A 15742-nucleotide genomic window follows, 5' to 3' on the forward strand; every position below is an offset into this window, starting at 1 on the left:
GTTTCAGGACCGTGAAGCGAGCCTTGCACCGCGGCCGTCGAGAAAGGTGGCGATGGCCGTCGCGATCAGGTGGTCGACCTGTGCGGCGGCGGGCTTCCGGCCGATGAGCGACAGATAGATCGCGTCGCTGACGACCATGTCGTGAAACTGCACCGCCAGTAGCCGGGGATCTTCCTCCGCCAGCTCGCCCGACAACTGCTTGGCCCGGATAAAGGCGGCGAGCGCCTGGCGGGAGCGCCCAGGTCCGCTTTCGTACCAGACGGCGGCGAGTTCCGGAAAGCGCCCCGATATGGCGAACATCAGGCGCTGGAAGGCGATGTGGCGGTCTTCCAGCAGCGTTCGCAGCAAGGTGGTTGCCAAAATCCTCAGACCATCGGCCGGGCCCAGCGTGGAGACGTCCAGCGCGGTGAGCGACAGCAGGAAGCCCTCGCACATCTCTTTCACGACCAAGGCCAGCAATCCTTCCTTGCCGCCGAAATGCTTGTAGAGATTGGTCTTGGAACCGCCGACGACTCGTATGATCTCGTCGAGGCTGACGGCCTCGTAGCCCTGTTCCAGGAAGAGGTCCGTCGCCGTCGCCATGATCAGGTCGTGGCGGGCGGCGCCGCGGAGCCTCGGTATTGCGGAGCCGTCGCCGGCTGAGGCCTTCGTCATGTCTGCCTTTCACCCCTCAGGGTTTGTTCGCCGGATGCACGTGGTGTGCCGGGCGGAAGCCGCGGCGGTCGACATGCTGGCTGTAGAGCAGGCTGCCGATGACCAGGGCGACACCGGCGATCTGCACGGGATTCGGAACGAAGCCACGGAAGATCGCATCCAGAACGAAGGCGGTGATCGGTGTCAACAGGAAGAAGGGTGCGACATGCGCGGCACCCGCCCCCTCGATGGCACGGAACCACAGCGCGAAGGCCAGCGCGGTGACGAAGAGAGCAAGGACGGTGAAGCCGAGGAGGTTAAGCGGCGATAGCGTGGCCGGGATGTCTCCCACAACTGCCGTGACGAGGCTCAGTTCCACGCCGGCGACCAGCAACTGCCAGGCGGTGAAGCCAAGCAGCGATCGGGGGCGGCCCCACTTGTGGACGAGGATGCCGCCAAGCGCCACCGAGAGCGCGCTGCCAAGGGCTGCGGCAAGGCCGATCATGTCGATCGCTGCATTGCTCTTGAGCACGACCATCGCCACACCGACCGCGCCGACAAGGACGGCGGCCACTTTGGCGCGGGCCGGTATGGCGCCCAGCATGGGCCAGGCGAGCAGAACCATGAAGAGCGGCCCGAGGGCCTGGAAGGTCGCGGCGACGCCGCCGGGCAGGCGAATGGCGGCGACGAACAGCAGGCCGAAGAACAAGCCGCTGTTGAGCGTGCCGAGCACGACGATGCGTCCCCACCAGGCGCGTGGCGGGATTTCCCGGGCGAGCAGGAGGAGCGGCAGTGCGCCGCCCAGGGCCCTGACCGCGGCGATGAAGAGCGGATTGTGGGGCAGCATGGTGGTGGTGATGATGTAGGTGAAGCCCCATAGAATGGTGGCAATGGCGGCGGACAGTTTGGGATGCATGGTTTGCCTCGCGATCGGATGTCGTCGACGCCTACCACATGATACGTCATCGTATCAATATCGTACGGATACGTATTGATTGAACGCTGTGTTCGCGAAGAGCGCGGGGCGCGGCGGCTTTTCGGGCCGGTAGGGCCGGGGTCAGGGGGCTGCCGAAACTTGATGCTTGCCAACTTGACGCAGGGGCGGGTTGTCGCATTGCCGGATTGGTCGCAAGGCCTATTTGTCTTGTGTCAGTTCCAGATTGGCGATTTCAGAAAGCAAGCGACATGTTCGAAACCTTCGATGCTCAATTGCTGGCGCGTATCCAGTTCGCGTTCACGGTTTCCTTCCACATCATCTTTCCGGCCTTCTCGATCGGGCTTGCCAGCTACCTCGCGGTGCTGGAGGGCCTCTGGCTCTGGAAGAAGGACAAGGTCTATCTGGAGCTCTTCAATTTCTGGAAGACGATCTTCGCCGTCGCCTTCGGCATGGGGGTCGTCTCGGGCATCGTGATGTCCTACCAGTTCGGCACCAACTGGAGCGTCTTTTCCGACAAGGCGGGACCGGTGATCGGTCCGCTGATGGGTTACGAGGTGCTGACGGCCTTCTTTCTGGAAGCCGGCTTTCTCGGCGTCATGCTGTTCGGCTTGAAGCGGGTCGGCCCCGGCCTCCACTACCTCGCCACCTGCATGGTGGCACTCGGCACGCTGATCTCTGCGACCTGGATCCTGGCGGTCAATTCGTGGATGCAGACGCCGGCCGGCTTTGCGATGAACGATGTCGGGCAGTTCGTGCCCGTCGACTGGTGGGCGATCGTCTTCAATCCGTCGTTTCCCTATCGGCTGACGCACATGGTCATCGCCGCCTATCTGACGACCGCCTTCGTCGTCGGCGGGGTGGGCGCATGGCACCTCCTGCGCAGGACGGCGCCGCGCCGGGCGGGGGTGATGTTCTCGATGGCGATGTGGATGGCGGCGATCGTCGCGCCGATCCAGATCCTTGCCGGCGACGCCCACGGCCTCAATACGCTGGAACACCAGCCGGCCAAGGTCATGGCGATGGAGGGCCATTTCGACAGCCATGCCGACGGCGCGCCGCTGATCCTGTTCGGCCTGCCCAACCAGGCCGAGAAGCGGGTCGACTATGCGATCGAAATCCCAAAACTCTCCAGCCTGATCCTGAAGCACAGTCTCAATGCCCCGCTTGCCGGGCTCGACACGATCGACGACGACAAGGAGCCGCCGGTCGCGGTGGTGTTCTGGTCGTTCCGGGTCATGGTGGGGCTCGGCTTCGCCATGCTCGGCGTTGGATTGTGGAGCCTGTGGTGCCGTTACCGCGGCAGGCTGCATGACTGTTCCGCCCTGCACCGGGTGGCCGTGCTGATGGCGCCGTCGGGTTTCGTCGCGGTGCTTGCCGGGTGGATCACCACCGAGGTCGGGCGCCAGCCCTACACGATCTATGGCCATCTGCTGACGGCGGATTCGATCTCGCCGATCGCCGCGCCTGCGGTCGCCGCCTCGCTGATCGCCTTCATCATCGTCTATTTCTTCGTCTTCGGGGCGGGCACCTTCTACATCCTGCGGCTGATGGCGCGGCTGCCGCGCGATCCGATGCCCGACCTCGACGATGGCCCCGTCCGCGCATCCGGCATCACGCCGGTGGCCCAGGCCGCCGAAGGAGGCAAGCATGGCCATTGATCTCGCTTTCATCTGGGCTGCCATCATCGCCTTTGCGGTGCTTGCCTATGTCATCCTCGACGGTTTCGACCTCGGTGTCGGCATCCTCTTTCCGTTCTTTCCGGAAAAGCATGACCGCGACCAGATGATGAACTCGGTGGCGCCGGTCTGGGACGGCAACGAAACCTGGCTGGTGCTCGGCGGCGGAGGACTGATGGCGGTCTTTCCGCTCGCCTATGCGACGATCCTGCCGGCCCTTTATGCACCGCTGATCGCCATGTTGCTCGGCCTGATCTTCCGTGGCGTCGCCTTCGAATACCGCTGGCGGACGCGGCGCGCGGAGCACCTTTGGAACTTTGCCTTTGCCGGGGGCTCGATCCTTGCCGCCTTTTCGCAAGGCGTGGCGCTCGGCGCACTCGTTCAGGGCATCCCGGTCGAAGACCGAGCCTATGCCGGCGGCTGGTGGGACTGGCTGACGCCGTTTTCGATTGCCACCGGTTTTGCGCTGCTGATCGGCTACGGCCTGCTCGGTGCGACCTGGCTGGTGATGAAGACGACGGGGCCGCTCGCCGAAAAGGCGCGGCGCATGGCGTCAGGTGCGGCGGTCGCAACGGTTGCCGCGATGGGGGCCTTCAGCCTGTGGACGCCGTGGCTGGAGCCGCTCTATCTCGAGCGCTGGTTCGGCTATCCGACAGCGATCTTCTCGTTCGTCGTGCCTCTCCTGGTGCTCGGCTGCCTGCTCGTCATCCTCAACGGCCTGCGAGCCGGTCGGGACGTCCTGCCCTTCGTCGCCTCGCTCGGGCTGTTCGTGCTCGGCTATGCGGGCATCGGCATCAGCTTCTATCCCTATATCGTGCCGGGTTCGCTGACGATCTGGGATGCCGCGGCGCCGCCGGAAAGCCTTGCCTTCCTGCTGGTCGGCGCTGCCGTGCTGGTGCCGATCATTCTCTGCTACACGGCCTATGCCTACTGGGTGTTCCGCGGCAAGGTCGATCCGGAGGAGGGGTATCACTGATGGCTGAGAAACTTGCAAAGCGCCTCGGCTGGTTCGCCGGCCTGTGGCTCTTGGGCGTCCTTTCGGTCGGTGCGGTCGCGATGGTCATCAAGCTGTCGCTCGGCGCCTGAGCACGACGGATGGCGCGATTGTGATCGCGAAATCGGCACTCGTGACTTCAAAACTTCGCGAGCCGTCGCCATATGAGAGCGCAACGGACGTTTCGTCCGACGGCAGTCACGCAGCGAGGAGATGAAATGCGGCGCTACGGCAAGTTTCTTGGAATTCTGGCAATCGGTCTGGCGACCATGCTGACGGTTGCGGATTTCGCCGAGGCCCGGCGGGCGAGCGGCGGCTTCGGCAGCCGCGGCACGCGCACCTTCTCGACGCCGTCCACTACCCGGACCGCGCCGGCGCCGGCAGCGCCGATCGAGCGCAGCATGACGCCACGCACGAACGGCACGCAGCAGCCGGGCACGACCCAGACCAATACCGGCTTCAACCGGCCGGGCGGCCTGTTCGGCGGGCTTGCCGGCGGCCTGATGGGCGGCCTTCTGATGGGCGGCCTGTTCGGCATGCTGATGGGCTCCGGCTTCGGCGGCGGTTTCGGCTTCCTCGGAATGCTCCTGCAGATCGTGCTGGTCGTGGTTCTGGTCCGTTTCGCCATGCGCATGTTCGGCAATCGTCAGACGGCGATGTCCGGCGCGGGCGCCGGCCCGTCGGCCCGCAACGATGCCGGCTCCGGTCCGGGCTTCGAAATCCCGCGCATGGGAAGCGGCTTTCCGCTCGGCGGCGCATCGGCATCGGCTGCGAAGCCGTCGGCCATGAAGGCCGGCGATGAAATCGGCGTCGGCCAGGTCGATCTCGACCGTTTCGAAGGTCTTCTCAAGGACATGCAGGCGGCCTATGCGGCCGAGGACTATTCGGCCCTTCGCCGCATCACCACGCCGGAGGCGATGTCCTATCTCGCCGAGGAACTGAGCGAAAACGCCACGAAGGGCGTGAAGAACGAGGTGCGTGACGTACATCTGGTTCAGGGCGATGTCGCCGAAGCTTGGCGCGAGGGCAATGTCGACTATGCGACGGTGGCGATGCGCTACGAGAGCATCGACTATCTGCGCGATCGCACGACCGGCGCCGTCGTCAGCGGCGATGCCGAGAACCTGTCCGAATCCACCGAGGTCTGGACTTTCGTTCGCCGGCCGGGAACCGACTGGCAGATCTCGGCAATCCAGGCGGTCGGATCGCCCGAGTAAGGGCAAGCGCCCCAGTCATTTGGACAGAACGAAGAAGGCAGAACGCTCGCGTTCTGCCTTCTTCGATTCGAGGATACGCGTATTAGGACGAATGCCCGGAGGTCAGTTCGGGCACTCCTTCAACTGGCGGGCATAGGTATAGGTTATGTCGGTGAAGCGCTTCGCACCCTGCAGCGCCTCCCGATTGTTCCGCCAGCTGCCGCGGGTATAGCCGGCATGGCCGGAGTGGTAGGCGAGATAAAGCTGGTAGGGCTCGTTGAGCGGAATGCCGTTCTTCTCCGCCGTCTGGCGATGATACCAGCCGATGAACTGCATCGCGTCGGCAAAGTCGGTGCGGCGGGCGGCGTAACGGCCGGTCTCTCGCTGGTAGCGGTCCCAGGTGCCGTCGAGCGCCTGCGAATAGCCGTAGGCGGTGGACTTCCTCTTCCAGGGGATGAAGCCGAGCAGCTTGGTGCGCGGCGGCTTGGCGTCGTGGCGGAAGCCGGATTCCGTGTAGATCGTCGCCATCAGGATCGGCACCGGAACGCCGTATTCCCGCTCTGTCTTCTCGGCCGCGCGCCGCCAGTTGTTGAACAGGCCGTCGCGTTGCTCGAAGATCGCGCAGGCGTTCTTCGTCTGGCTTGGCGGCTTGGCGCAAGCGGTCAGCAACAGCATGACGCTGAGGGTGGAGACAAGGGCGGTACGCATGACAAAGACCTCGCTTGGAGCGCCCAGTCTATTCCTTAAAATTTAATGAAAAGTTGCCGGACCTTTATGGGTGCAGGCAGGGGCGGCGCTCGCATCGTCATGAGGACGCCGACCTGTACGATTTGGTTGATCGCCGTCGTCGAACTGGCGCGCACTTCACTGAACCAGACGTACGGTCCGACGACAGCGAGTGCGAGCAGTTCGAGGAATGGTCCATCGTCGTCCAGGTAGCACGCCGACGCTCATCAGAAGGTGCCGAAAACAAACCACTGTCTTAGCCTATTCAGGCACGGGGGAGACGGGTAATACTAAGAAAGCGGGAAATGCAGATCGCACTATGAAATCGAGAATTCGCAGGACTGGAATGCAACCATCAATCAAATCGAGGTGAAGAGTCGCAAAATTGGCAAGCGGGTTCACGGAGCCGAGCAAGAACAGTGGGCGGCAGAGGCTGCTACGCATCTTCGGTTCATTAAAAACGCCTGGCGAAACCATGCGATGCATCCGCTTGAAAAGTACGATACAGAGCGTGCGGTGGCCATTTTTGATCGCACACGACCGTTCATGCAGCAGCTCAGTAAGCAATTTTCGGAATAAGGGCCGGGAATCGCTACCTGGGCATCATGCGCCTTGAGGAGCCAATCCTCGAATCGGCGCTGAAAGGTCTTCAACTGAGGTTTGAGGAATGCAACTGCGTCACTAGGCTTCGCGCTATCAAATGGCTCAAGGTGGGGGTGGGAGGACGTCACCTAAAGTGTCCTCAAGGAGTACCGTGAACGCCGTTATCTGCTGCAGGTCAGGGAATTCACTCTTGTTCCGGCCCCACCATCCCTTCACATCACTGTAGAGCATCCATACGAATTTGTGGTTCTCGCGGTAAAAGGCAGTGAGGTCGAGCGTTGCGCGCTCATATTTGACATGCGTACTTGCCGTGTTTCGGACGGCTCGAAACCTTTTCGCAAAGTCGATTGGAGCTGCGTCTGGGTAATGACTGATGTGATTTTCCAGGTAGGTGGACATGCCTCGAAGTATGGCTTCTCGCTTGTTGGTAAGTAATCTTTGGACGTGGGATGTAATGTAGTTGTCAGCGTCCGTATGCGATTTCCCGGGGAAGCCTGTGTCCCGGAAATCGCGTCTCGCTGCCCCCATTAGAAACTCGTATAGGTGAAGAACAAATCTCGCGTACGCGTTGTATGTTTTGTAGGCCAGTCGGCGGTCATGGCCAGTCAGGATTAGCCGTTTTGCTGATTGGGAGAATTCCTCGAAAGCATCGTCGCAGCGAAGAAACTCGTGCTGCAATGCTATGACCAGTGCCAGATCTGTTTGATCTCCAACCGTAAATTTCACTGCCCGTTTCCCTTTCAATCACGTCAATCGCGCAACTGCTGGGATGCACAGCAAGGTGCCCCCTTCCGCGCAGAGGTGAGTCATCTTATCTATTGTTGATGTAAGCAAGCTAGGGAGGACAGAAAATGACTGTAGTTAAAGAGTTCGATCATGACGGAAGTCATTTTAGGATCGCGAAGTCGAGCATTGGTGAAAACTGGGAGTACAAGATATTTTGCGATAGCGCTCAAATCGGGAGCATTATTACAGCCAGCGTTGAGGTCGTCGCTGATGCATCTCGCCAAGGATACAACGTGGATGAAATAGTCGGTACAGAGTTGGAAGGAGCCGTCAAAAACATCTTCGGCTTCCAAACGAAACTCAAGCGCCCGTCAGGAACGTAACCGGTACTGTTCTAAGGGTCTGAATGGGACCGTTTCTGACAGCGGCCGGAATTCACCAAATTCCGGTTCTCTATGTCAAAATTCTGATATCGCGCGGCAAGCTAAACAGGAAGAGATTAATGGTAGCGGGAGGCGGACTTGAACCGCCGACCTTGGGGTTATGAATCCCACGCTCTAACCACCTGAGCTACCCCGCCACACATCGCGAAGGCCTGCTGAAAAGCGGAGCCGTCCGAAGCGATGGGCGGCTTATAAGGCGATGATCCTGCCAGTGTCAAGCGCGAGATCAGCAAAAACCCAAGCCCTTCTGTGGACTTGGCCGATCGCCGCCGATCAGGCCGCAACCGGGCTTGCAAGCAGGGCCTTCAGCTGGCTTTCCGCATCGGCTGCGCGCTCGGACCGATCGATGAAACCGCCGCCATAGACGCGGGCGTCCGCACCGGGCGCGGAGTAGAGCACGCAGGCCTGGCCGGGTGCGATGCCGGCTTCGCCGATTTCCAGATCGACATAGACGCCGTTTTCGTCGGCGTGCAGCATGGCGGGCGCCGGCGGGCGCGTGGAGCGGACCTTGGCGAAGCAGGCAAAGCCGTCGCGGGCCATGTCATCGAGCGACGCGTCGCCGAGCCAGTTGATGTCGCGCAGATAGACGCGGTGGGTCTCCAGCGCCTCGCGCGGGCCGACGATCACGCGGCGCGAGCGGGCGTCGAGATAGACGACGTAGAGCGGTTCGCCGGTGGCGACGCCGAGGCCCTTCCGCTGGCCGATCGTGTAGTGAAGGATGCCTTCATGGGTTCCGAGCACGCGGCCGTCGAGATGGACGATCTCGCCGCCGAGCGCCGAATCCGGGCGGAGCTTGGTGATGATGTCGGCATACTTGCCCTGCGGCACGAAGCAGATGTCCTGGCTGTCGGCCTTCTGGGCGACGACGAGGCCCATCTCCTCGGCCAGCACCCTGACCTCGGCCTTGGACATGGCGCCGAGCGGGAAGCGCAGGTAGTCGATCTGTTCCTGCGTGGTGGCGAAGAGGAAGTAGCTCTGGTCGCGTTCGCTGTCGATCGGACGGAAGAGGGCGCGGTGGCCCGGATCGTCCGGCAGGGGCACGGACTTCGAGCGGATGTAGTGGCCGGTCGCCAGCGCGTCGGCGCCGAGTTCGCGGGCTGTCGCCAGAAGATCGGCGAACTTGACCGTCTGGTTGCAGGCGACGCAGGGGATCGGCGTCTCGCCCGCGACATAGCTTTCCATGAAGGGATTGATGACGGTGTCGCGAAAACGCTGTTCGTAGTCGAGCACGTAATGGGGAATGCCGAGTGTCTCGCAGACGCGGCGGGCATCATCGATGTCCTGTCCGGCGCAGCAGGAACCGGCGCGGTGGACGGCGGCGCCGTGGTCATAAAGCTGCAGCGTGATGCCGAGGACGTCGTAACCTTCGCGTTTCAGCAGGCCGGCGACGACCGAGGAGTCGACCCCGCCCGACATGGCGACGACGACGCGCGTATCTTCCGGCTTCTTGTCAAAATCCAGCGTGTTCACGGGCTTTTCCGTCAATCTGATGCGTTTGCGAGGCGAGGTACGGAGCGCCGTTCCACCATTGACGGCATGCCGGCATGGGATTTGGGCAAATTGCAGTCCGTCGACCAGTCAGGCCTCGACCTTATTGTTGACGGATATAGAAAGGATTGCCGTTCCACGCAAGGGGCGCCGATTCGCGGTGCTGTCATGGCGGGTATGAAGGAGGCGCACGCAAGATGGCGAATGGTCTGAAGCTCACGGCTGTCGAGGATGTCTTTCCGGTCGCCGGCACGTTCACGATCTCGCGTGGGTCGCGCACCGAGATCCGGGTGGTGACGGTGACACTTTCGGACGGCGCGCACGAGGGGCGGGGCGAGTGCGTGCCCTATGCGCGCTACGGCGAAACCGTCGACGGGGTGATCGACACCATTCTCGGAACCGCGAAGGATCTTGAAAACGGTCTCGACCGGCTGGCGCTTCAGACAAGGCTGCCCGGTGGCGCGGCGCGCAACGCGCTCGACTGCGCCTTCTGGGATCTCGAGGCCAAACGCGCCGGAAAGCCGGTCTGGCAAATCGCCGGCCTTGCCGCGCCCCGGTCCATCGAGACGGCATTCACGCTCTCGCTCGGCGCACCGGAGAGCATGCGGGAGGCCGCGGCGAAGAATGCGCATCGGCCGCTTCTCAAGGTCAAGCTCGGGACCGATGACGACCTCGGCCGCATCGAGGCGGTGCGGTCCGGCGCGCCGGACGCCCGCATCATCGTCGATGCCAACGAAGGGTGGACCGTCGAGCAGTATCAGGCGCTGGCGCCGACGCTCGTCCGGCTCGGCGTTGCGCTGGTGGAACAGCCGCTGCCGGCTGGCCAGGACGATGCCCTGAGCCGGATCGAACGCGTCCTGCCGATCTGCGCCGACGAAAGCTGTCATGATCGGGCGTCTCTCGCCAAGCTCGCCGGCAAGTACGACGCGATCAACATCAAGCTCGACAAGACCGGCGGGCTCACCGAGGCTCTCCTGATGCGCGACGCGGCGGTGGCCGCCGGTTTCGACATCATGGTCGGCTGCATGCTCGGCACTTCGCTTGCCATGGCCCCGGCTTTCCTGGTGGCGCAAGGGGCGAGCTTCGCCGATCTCGACGGGCCGCTGCTGCTTGCCGCCGACCGCGAGCCGCCGATCCGCTACGACGGATCGATCATGCACGCACCGGAACCGGCACTCTGGGGATGAGTTCAGCCGCGCGGTCTCGGCGGCCGCGTGTTCGCTTTCGGCTGTGAGGTTGTCTTCGCCGCGGCCGGACCATTGGTTGCCAGCCAGATCACATGCCGTGCGCCGCGTTTGCGGCCGGCGCGGATATGCTCTTCCTTGACGTCAAAGCCGATCGTCGACAGCCTCCGCGTGAAGCCCTGGTCGGGTCCCTGGGACCAGACGGCGAGCACGCCCTTCGGGCGTAGCGCGGCTTTTGCGGCGCGCAGGCCGGCATAATCGTAGAGCCCGTCATTGGATTCGCGCGTCAGCCCTTCCGGGCCGTTGTCGACGTCGAGCAGGATGGCGTCGAAAGCGGCGCGCGAGCGCTCGATCAGTGCGGCGACATCGCCCACATGCACTGTGACGCGCGGGTCGTCGAGGCTGCCCTTGTAGACCTCGGCCATCGGACCGCGCGCCCAATCGACGACCGCCGGCACCAGCTCGGCCACCGTGATCCTGGCGTCTGCCGGAAGGACGGAGAGCGCGGCGCGCAAGGTGAAGCCCATGCCGAGGCCGCCGATCAGGACATGCGGCCGCTGCCGCTCCTTGATGCGCTCCCAGGACAGGGTCGCAAGCGCCTCCTCCGAGCCGCTGAGGCGGCTGTTCATCAGCTCGTTGGTGCCGAGCATGATGGAAAACTCGGTGCCGCGCTGCTTGAGGCGCAATTCGCCGCCCCCACCGGGAATGCTGGCGGCATCAAGCTGGATCCAGGGGAGCATGGCGATCTTCCGGAGGTCGTGAATGAAGCGCCCTCGTATCACGACGAAGACGGCGAGTTCAATCTGCGCCTCCGGCGACATGTTCGGCCGGGACAATGCGCCTTCCGGTCTTGCTGCGCTCATATATCTGTCGTTAGTGTTGTCAGACAACTGCGTCGGCTCAAGGCGCCCAGTCAATTTTTCGGAGAGAGAGTTTTTTCCATGCCCGCACCGATCAACAGCTTCAAGCAGGCCATCCAGACGGGTGACCGGACCCTTTTCGGCCTGTGGGTCGCCTTTGCGAGCCCACATGCGGCGGAAGTTTCGGCGGGGTCGGGCTTCGACTGGATCCTGATCGATGCGGAGCACGGCCCGAACGACATCCCGCTGCTGGCCGCCCAGCTTGCGGCCGTTTCCCGCCACCCGGCCCATCCGATGGTCCGGCTTCCGGTCGGCGAGACCTGGATGATCAAGCAGGCGCTCGACATCGGCGCGCAGTCGCTCCTGATCCCGATGGTGGAAACCGGGGAGGAAGCGCTTCGGCTTTCGCGCGCATGCCGCTATCCCCCCTTCGGCATTCGCGGCATGGGGGCAGGGCTCGGACGCGCCTCCGATTTCGGCCGCATCGGCGACTATGTCGCGACGGCCGACGAGCAGATCTGCCTGATCGTGCAGATCGAAAGCCAGCTCGGGATCGCCAATGCCGAGGCGATCGTCACGACGGAAGGGGTCGACGGGGTGCTGATCGGCCCGGCCGATCTGGCTGCCGACATGGGCCATACCGGCAATTCCGGCCATCCCGACGTCATGGCGGCGGTCGACGGCCTCATCCGCAAGATCGTCGGGCTCGGGAAGCCGGCCGGGATCATGACCACCGATGCCGCCATGATCCGGCTGGCGCGCGATGCCGGCGCCTGCTTCATCGCGGTCGGCAGCGACGTCGGCCTGCTGGCGAAGGGGGCGGCGAACCTGCTCGCCGAATCGAAGGCGCTCTGAGGCGCCCCGGGCGCTCCATCTAGCCGTCGTTCTCGTAGTCGGCACGGCTGATGCCGTGCCGCTGCAGCTTGTCGTAGAAGGTCTTGCGGGGAATGCCGAGCGCCTCGATCGTCCGCCGGACGTCGCCGCCGGCCTCCCGCAGCGCCTCGCGGATGAGGTCTGCCTCGTGGCTCTCCATGCGTTCGGGCAGAGACTGCCGGCCGCCGGGCGGGCAAATTGCTGCGGGTGAGCCGGCCGGCTGAGGGTCCGAAAGCCCAAGCGCGACGCGTTCGGCGTAGTGGGCCAGTTCACGCACATTTCCTGGCCAGTCATGGGTGGCGAGGTGCCGGTGGGTCTCGTTCGTCACGACGGGTGTCTCGCGCTTGAATCGTTCGGCGGCGCGGGCGAGGAAGTGCGAGAAAAGCAGGGGAATGTCGGCGCGCCGTTCGCGTAGCGGTGGGATCGACAGCGTCACGACGTTGAGGCGATAGTAGAGGTCCTCGCGGAAGTCACCGCGCTCGGCCGGGTTGCCGAGGTCGAGCTTTGCGGCGGCGACGACGCGCAGGTCCACCGGACGCACCTCGTTGGTTCCGAGCGGGCTCACCTCCCGCATCTCCAGCACGCGCAGCATCTTGACCTGCGTGGCCGGCGGCATGCTCTCGATCTCGTCGAGGAAGAGTGTTCCGCCGCTCGAATGCTCGATGCGGCCAATCCGCTTCTTCTGGGCGCCGGTGAAGGCCCCCGCCTCGTGACCGAAGAGCTCGCTTTCGATCACGGTTTCCGGCAGGGCGCCGCAGTTCAGCGCGACGAAGTTTCCGGACCGCCTCCTGCCCCAGCGGTGGAGCAGCGTTGCCACGACCTCTTTGCCGCTGCCGGTCTCGCCCGCGACGAGCACGTCGACATCGGTATCGGCAATCTGTCTCAGCATGTGCCGCAGGCGTTCCATCGCCGGCGTCTGGCCGATCAGCGGAAGATCGTCCCGGCTCTCCTCCATCGCCTGCCGCAGTCTGCGGTTGTCGATGACGAGGCGCCGCTTTTCCGCCGCGCGGGCGACGCTCTGCGAAAGCCGGTCGGCGGGGAAGGGTTTGGCGATGAAGTCGTAGGCGCCGTCATGCATGGCCTTGACCGCCATGGCGATGTCGCCGTGACCGGTGATCAGGATGACCGGCAGGTCCGCGTCGATCGCCTTCGCCCTGGCGAAGAGTTCGAGGCCGTCCATGCCGGCCATGCGGATGTCGCTGACGATGACGGCATCGGCGTCGGCCGTAAGCGCCCCAAGGGCGGAGCGCGCATCGGCGAAGTCGCGGACCTTGAAACCGGCAAGCTCGAGCGTCTGGCGCGTGGCGCGGCGCAGGTCGGTGTCGTCGTCGACGAGGAAGACTTCTGTGGTCGTCGCCGCTGTCATCGCTCGGCCTTCTTCAGGGTGACGGTGAATGTTGTACCGGCAGGCCCGCTCTCGACCGTCAAGGTGCCGCCATAGTCGTCTACGATGTCTTTGGAGATCACGAGGCCGAGCCCGAGGCCGCCTTCCTTCGAGGTGTTGAACGGGGTGAAAAGGTTTTCCAGGATTTCCGGAGTGATGCCCGGCCCGTTATCGGAGACGCTGACAACCGCCCTGCCATCCTGTGTTTCGCTCCATCGCACGTCGATGCGGCCGTCGGGTCTGTCGGCCATCGCTTCGAGCGCATTCTGCAGGAGGTTGATCAGGACCTGCTCCAGTCGCACTCGGTTGCCCAGCACCTTAACGTTGCGAGGGATGGCGGCCACATGCAGCATGTCGAGGCGGCCGGAAAAGCGGCTGCGCAACAGGAGCAGGGCCCCCTCGACGACGGTTGCCAGCTCGACCGGCTCGGCGGCCGCGCGGCCCTTGCGGGCGAAGGTTCGAAGCTCGTCGGTGATGGCGCCGATCCGTTCGGTGAGGCCGGCGATGAAGGACAGGTTTTCCGCGGCCGGTGCGCTCTGGCCGCGAGAGAGGAAGGTCGCGGCATTGTCGGCATAAGCGCGGATGGTCGCGACCGGCTGATTGATCTCGTGGGCGACGCCGGCTGCGACCTGGCCGAGGATCGCCAGCCGGTTTGCCTGGACGAGTTCCTGCTGGACCGTCTGCAGGCGCGTCTCCGTCGCGTGGTGCTCGGCGATCTCCGTCTGCAGGCGGTCGCGGGCGCGGCTCAGTTCCTCGGTGCGCTCGGCGACCTTGCGCTCAAGCTGGTCACGGGCGGCCCGTTCGGATGCCTGGCGTCGGACGGCGCGTTGCCAGCGATAGAGGAGCAGGGCGGCGCCCCCCACGAGCGGGGTCAAACCCGCCAGTGCCTGCAGGCGCCCCTGCCAGGCGGCCGCGTTCAGGGTTGTCTCGGCGGGCGTCAGAAGGTGGAGCTGCCACGGCGTGTCGGCCACCGGCGTGACAGTGGAGAGGAATTCGGCGGCGCTCTTGCCGCCGGTCGGGACGATTGAGACGAGCGTTCCGTCGCGCGCCAGATCGCCTGCCGTGACCGGCACTGGTTCGAGCGGGGCCTCGCCGAATTGCAGGCTTTCGCGGATGCGCCCGCGTTCCGCTTCGTCGAGCGTGTGGATCGCCAGGAAACGCCACTCCGGACGGCTGGTTACCAGCACGATGCCATGACGATCCGTGACGAAGGTGGGTTTGCCCGAACGGCCCCAATCCTGTTCCAGGCCGTCGAACTCGACCTTGACCACCACGACGCCGAGCAGTTTTCCGTCTGCTCCCTCGACGCGACGCGAGATGTAGAGGCCGGGCCGCTTGCTGACGGTGCCGAGAGCGTAATGTTCGGCGCCGCCCTCCGCGACCGCACGCTGGAAGTATTCACGGAAGCCGTAGTCGCGTCCGACGAAGCTGTCGGGCTCATTCCAGTTGCTGGCCGCCATGGCGATCCCGTCCGGCCGGATGACGTAGATGACCGCAACCTTCGTCACCTCGACCAGCTGCTGAAGCTTGCGGTCAAGGCGTGCAACCGCCCCGTCGCTACCTTCGAACAGGGCGCTGCGCAGCTCTGCGTCGTCAGCCAGCACGAGGGGAAGCGCGCGGGGGCGTTCGAGCACAGCTCGCAACAACGCGCCCTTGAGGCCTGCGTCGTTCAAGGCGTCTTCTCTGAGCGTGGAGAACGCGCGTTCGCGGAAGACCTCGCCCGACAGATAGAGGCCGCCCGCCAGCAATGCGCCGGCGACGAGAGCGAAGACGATCCAGGCGCGCCGCACGGTGCCGGCCGGCGATCGCTGCTGCACTTCTTTCCGGGACGAGCTCTTTTCAAACATCGGCATATTGTCTGTGATTTCGCACTGGATTGAAAGGCGGATGTGCGAATAATCGCACAGATGCATGCATTGTCCGGTACGCCTCTAAATTTATCCGTTGATTATCAATGTCTTGATTGGATTTCGCCGGTTTGGCACGGCGATTGCTCAGTGGTCTGGATAACGGATTTCC

At 63.9% G+C, this 15742-nt stretch carries 14 protein-coding genes and 1 tRNA gene; 7 read left to right on the top strand and 8 right to left on the bottom strand.

What is annotated here, in order from left to right:
- Window positions 1–3 precede the first annotated feature (3 nt).
- Together HHL25_RS01030 and HHL25_RS01035 are read right to left on the bottom strand one after the other, a co-directional pair.
- A complete protein-coding gene (locus HHL25_RS01030; protein ID WP_169586403.1) occupies window positions 4–654 on the bottom strand; it encodes a TetR/AcrR family transcriptional regulator in 651 nt (216 codons plus the stop codon).
- 16 nt (window positions 655–670) lie between these two features.
- Window positions 671–1549, bottom strand: coding sequence for a DMT family transporter (locus HHL25_RS01035; RefSeq protein ID WP_169586405.1), 879 nt, complete (start codon window positions 1547–1549; stop codon window positions 671–673).
- 269 nt (window positions 1550–1818) lie between these two features.
- Here HHL25_RS01035 and HHL25_RS01040 point away from each other — a divergent pair, with 269 nt between their 5' ends.
- The 4 genes from HHL25_RS01040 to HHL25_RS01055 all read left to right on the top strand — a co-directional run bounded on the left by HHL25_RS01040 (window position 1819) and on the right by HHL25_RS01055 (window position 5457).
- A complete protein-coding gene (locus HHL25_RS01040) occupies window positions 1819–3228 on the top strand; it encodes a cytochrome ubiquinol oxidase subunit I (protein WP_169586407.1) in 1410 nt (469 codons plus the stop codon).
- Window positions 3218–4222, top strand: a complete 1005-nt coding sequence (cydB, locus tag HHL25_RS01045; RefSeq protein ID WP_169586409.1) for a cytochrome d ubiquinol oxidase subunit II — start codon at window positions 3218–3220, stop codon at window positions 4220–4222. Before HHL25_RS01040 ends, cydB begins: the two co-directional genes overlap by 11 nt.
- Window positions 4222–4332: a DUF2474 family protein gene (locus tag HHL25_RS01050; RefSeq protein WP_169586411.1), complete on the top strand. Its 111-nt coding sequence runs from the start codon at window positions 4222–4224 to the stop codon at window positions 4330–4332. The genes cydB and HHL25_RS01050 overlap by 1 nt, the downstream gene beginning before the upstream one ends.
- A 126-nt stretch (window positions 4333–4458) precedes the next feature.
- The gene (locus tag HHL25_RS01055; RefSeq protein ID WP_169586413.1) at window positions 4459–5457 is read left to right on the top strand and encodes a Tim44 domain-containing protein; all 999 of its coding nucleotides are present in this window, start codon (window positions 4459–4461) and stop codon (window positions 5455–5457) included.
- A gap of 102 nt (window positions 5458–5559) precedes the next feature.
- Here the strand turns inward: HHL25_RS01055 and HHL25_RS01060 are convergent, their stop codons facing one another.
- Window positions 5560–6144 carry a transglycosylase SLT domain-containing protein gene (locus tag HHL25_RS01060; RefSeq protein ID WP_169586415.1) on the bottom strand — a complete coding sequence of 195 codons (585 nt, stop codon included), beginning with the start codon at window positions 6142–6144 and terminating at the stop codon, window positions 5560–5562.
- 1472 nt (window positions 6145–7616) lie between these two features.
- Between HHL25_RS01060 and HHL25_RS01065 the strand changes: the two genes are divergently transcribed.
- Window positions 7617–7874, top strand: coding sequence for a hypothetical protein (locus tag HHL25_RS01065; RefSeq protein ID WP_169586417.1), 258 nt, complete (start codon window positions 7617–7619; stop codon window positions 7872–7874).
- Window positions 7875–7994: 120 nt separating this feature from the next.
- Here the strand turns inward: HHL25_RS01065 and HHL25_RS01070 are convergent.
- Both HHL25_RS01070 and mnmA read right to left on the bottom strand, forming a co-directional pair.
- Window positions 7995–8071, bottom strand: a tRNA-Met gene (locus HHL25_RS01070).
- 136 nt (window positions 8072–8207) lie between these two features.
- Window positions 8208–9404 carry a tRNA 2-thiouridine(34) synthase MnmA gene (gene mnmA / locus HHL25_RS01075; protein WP_169586419.1) on the bottom strand — a complete coding sequence of 399 codons (1197 nt, stop codon included), beginning with the start codon at window positions 9402–9404 and terminating at the stop codon, window positions 8208–8210.
- 215 nt (window positions 9405–9619) lie between these two features.
- On the opposite strand from mnmA, the gene dgcA reads away from it, so the two are divergent.
- Window positions 9620–10609, top strand: a complete 990-nt coding sequence (gene dgcA / locus HHL25_RS01080) for an N-acetyl-D-Glu racemase DgcA (RefSeq protein WP_169586421.1) — start codon at window positions 9620–9622, stop codon at window positions 10607–10609.
- 2 nt (window positions 10610–10611) lie between these two features.
- On the opposite strand, the gene HHL25_RS01085 is transcribed toward dgcA, so the two are convergent.
- Window positions 10612–11346 carry a spermidine synthase gene (locus HHL25_RS01085; protein WP_169589504.1) on the bottom strand — a complete coding sequence of 245 codons (735 nt, stop codon included), beginning with the start codon at window positions 11344–11346 and terminating at the stop codon, window positions 10612–10614.
- 201 nt (window positions 11347–11547) lie between these two features.
- On the opposite strand from HHL25_RS01085, the gene HHL25_RS01090 reads away from it, so the two are divergent.
- Window positions 11548–12321: an HpcH/HpaI aldolase family protein gene (locus tag HHL25_RS01090; RefSeq protein ID WP_169586423.1), complete on the top strand. Its 774-nt coding sequence runs from the start codon at window positions 11548–11550 to the stop codon at window positions 12319–12321.
- A 19-nt stretch (window positions 12322–12340) separates the two neighbouring features.
- Here the strand turns inward: HHL25_RS01090 and HHL25_RS01095 are convergent, their stop codons facing one another.
- Both HHL25_RS01095 and HHL25_RS01100 read right to left on the bottom strand, forming a co-directional pair.
- On the bottom strand, window positions 12341–13705 hold the full coding sequence (locus HHL25_RS01095) for a sigma-54-dependent transcriptional regulator (RefSeq protein ID WP_169586425.1): 1365 nt from the start codon (window positions 13703–13705) through the stop codon (window positions 12341–12343).
- A complete protein-coding gene (locus HHL25_RS01100; RefSeq protein ID WP_246701665.1) occupies window positions 13702–15570 on the bottom strand; it encodes an ATP-binding protein in 1869 nt (622 codons plus the stop codon). Before HHL25_RS01100 ends, HHL25_RS01095 begins: the two co-directional genes overlap by 4 nt.
- Window positions 15571–15742: the final 172 nt, after the last annotated feature.

It is taken from the genome of Rhizobium terricola, assembly GCF_012927355.1.
GTDB classification, from domain to species: domain Bacteria; phylum Pseudomonadota; class Alphaproteobacteria; order Rhizobiales; family Rhizobiaceae; genus Allorhizobium; species Allorhizobium terricola.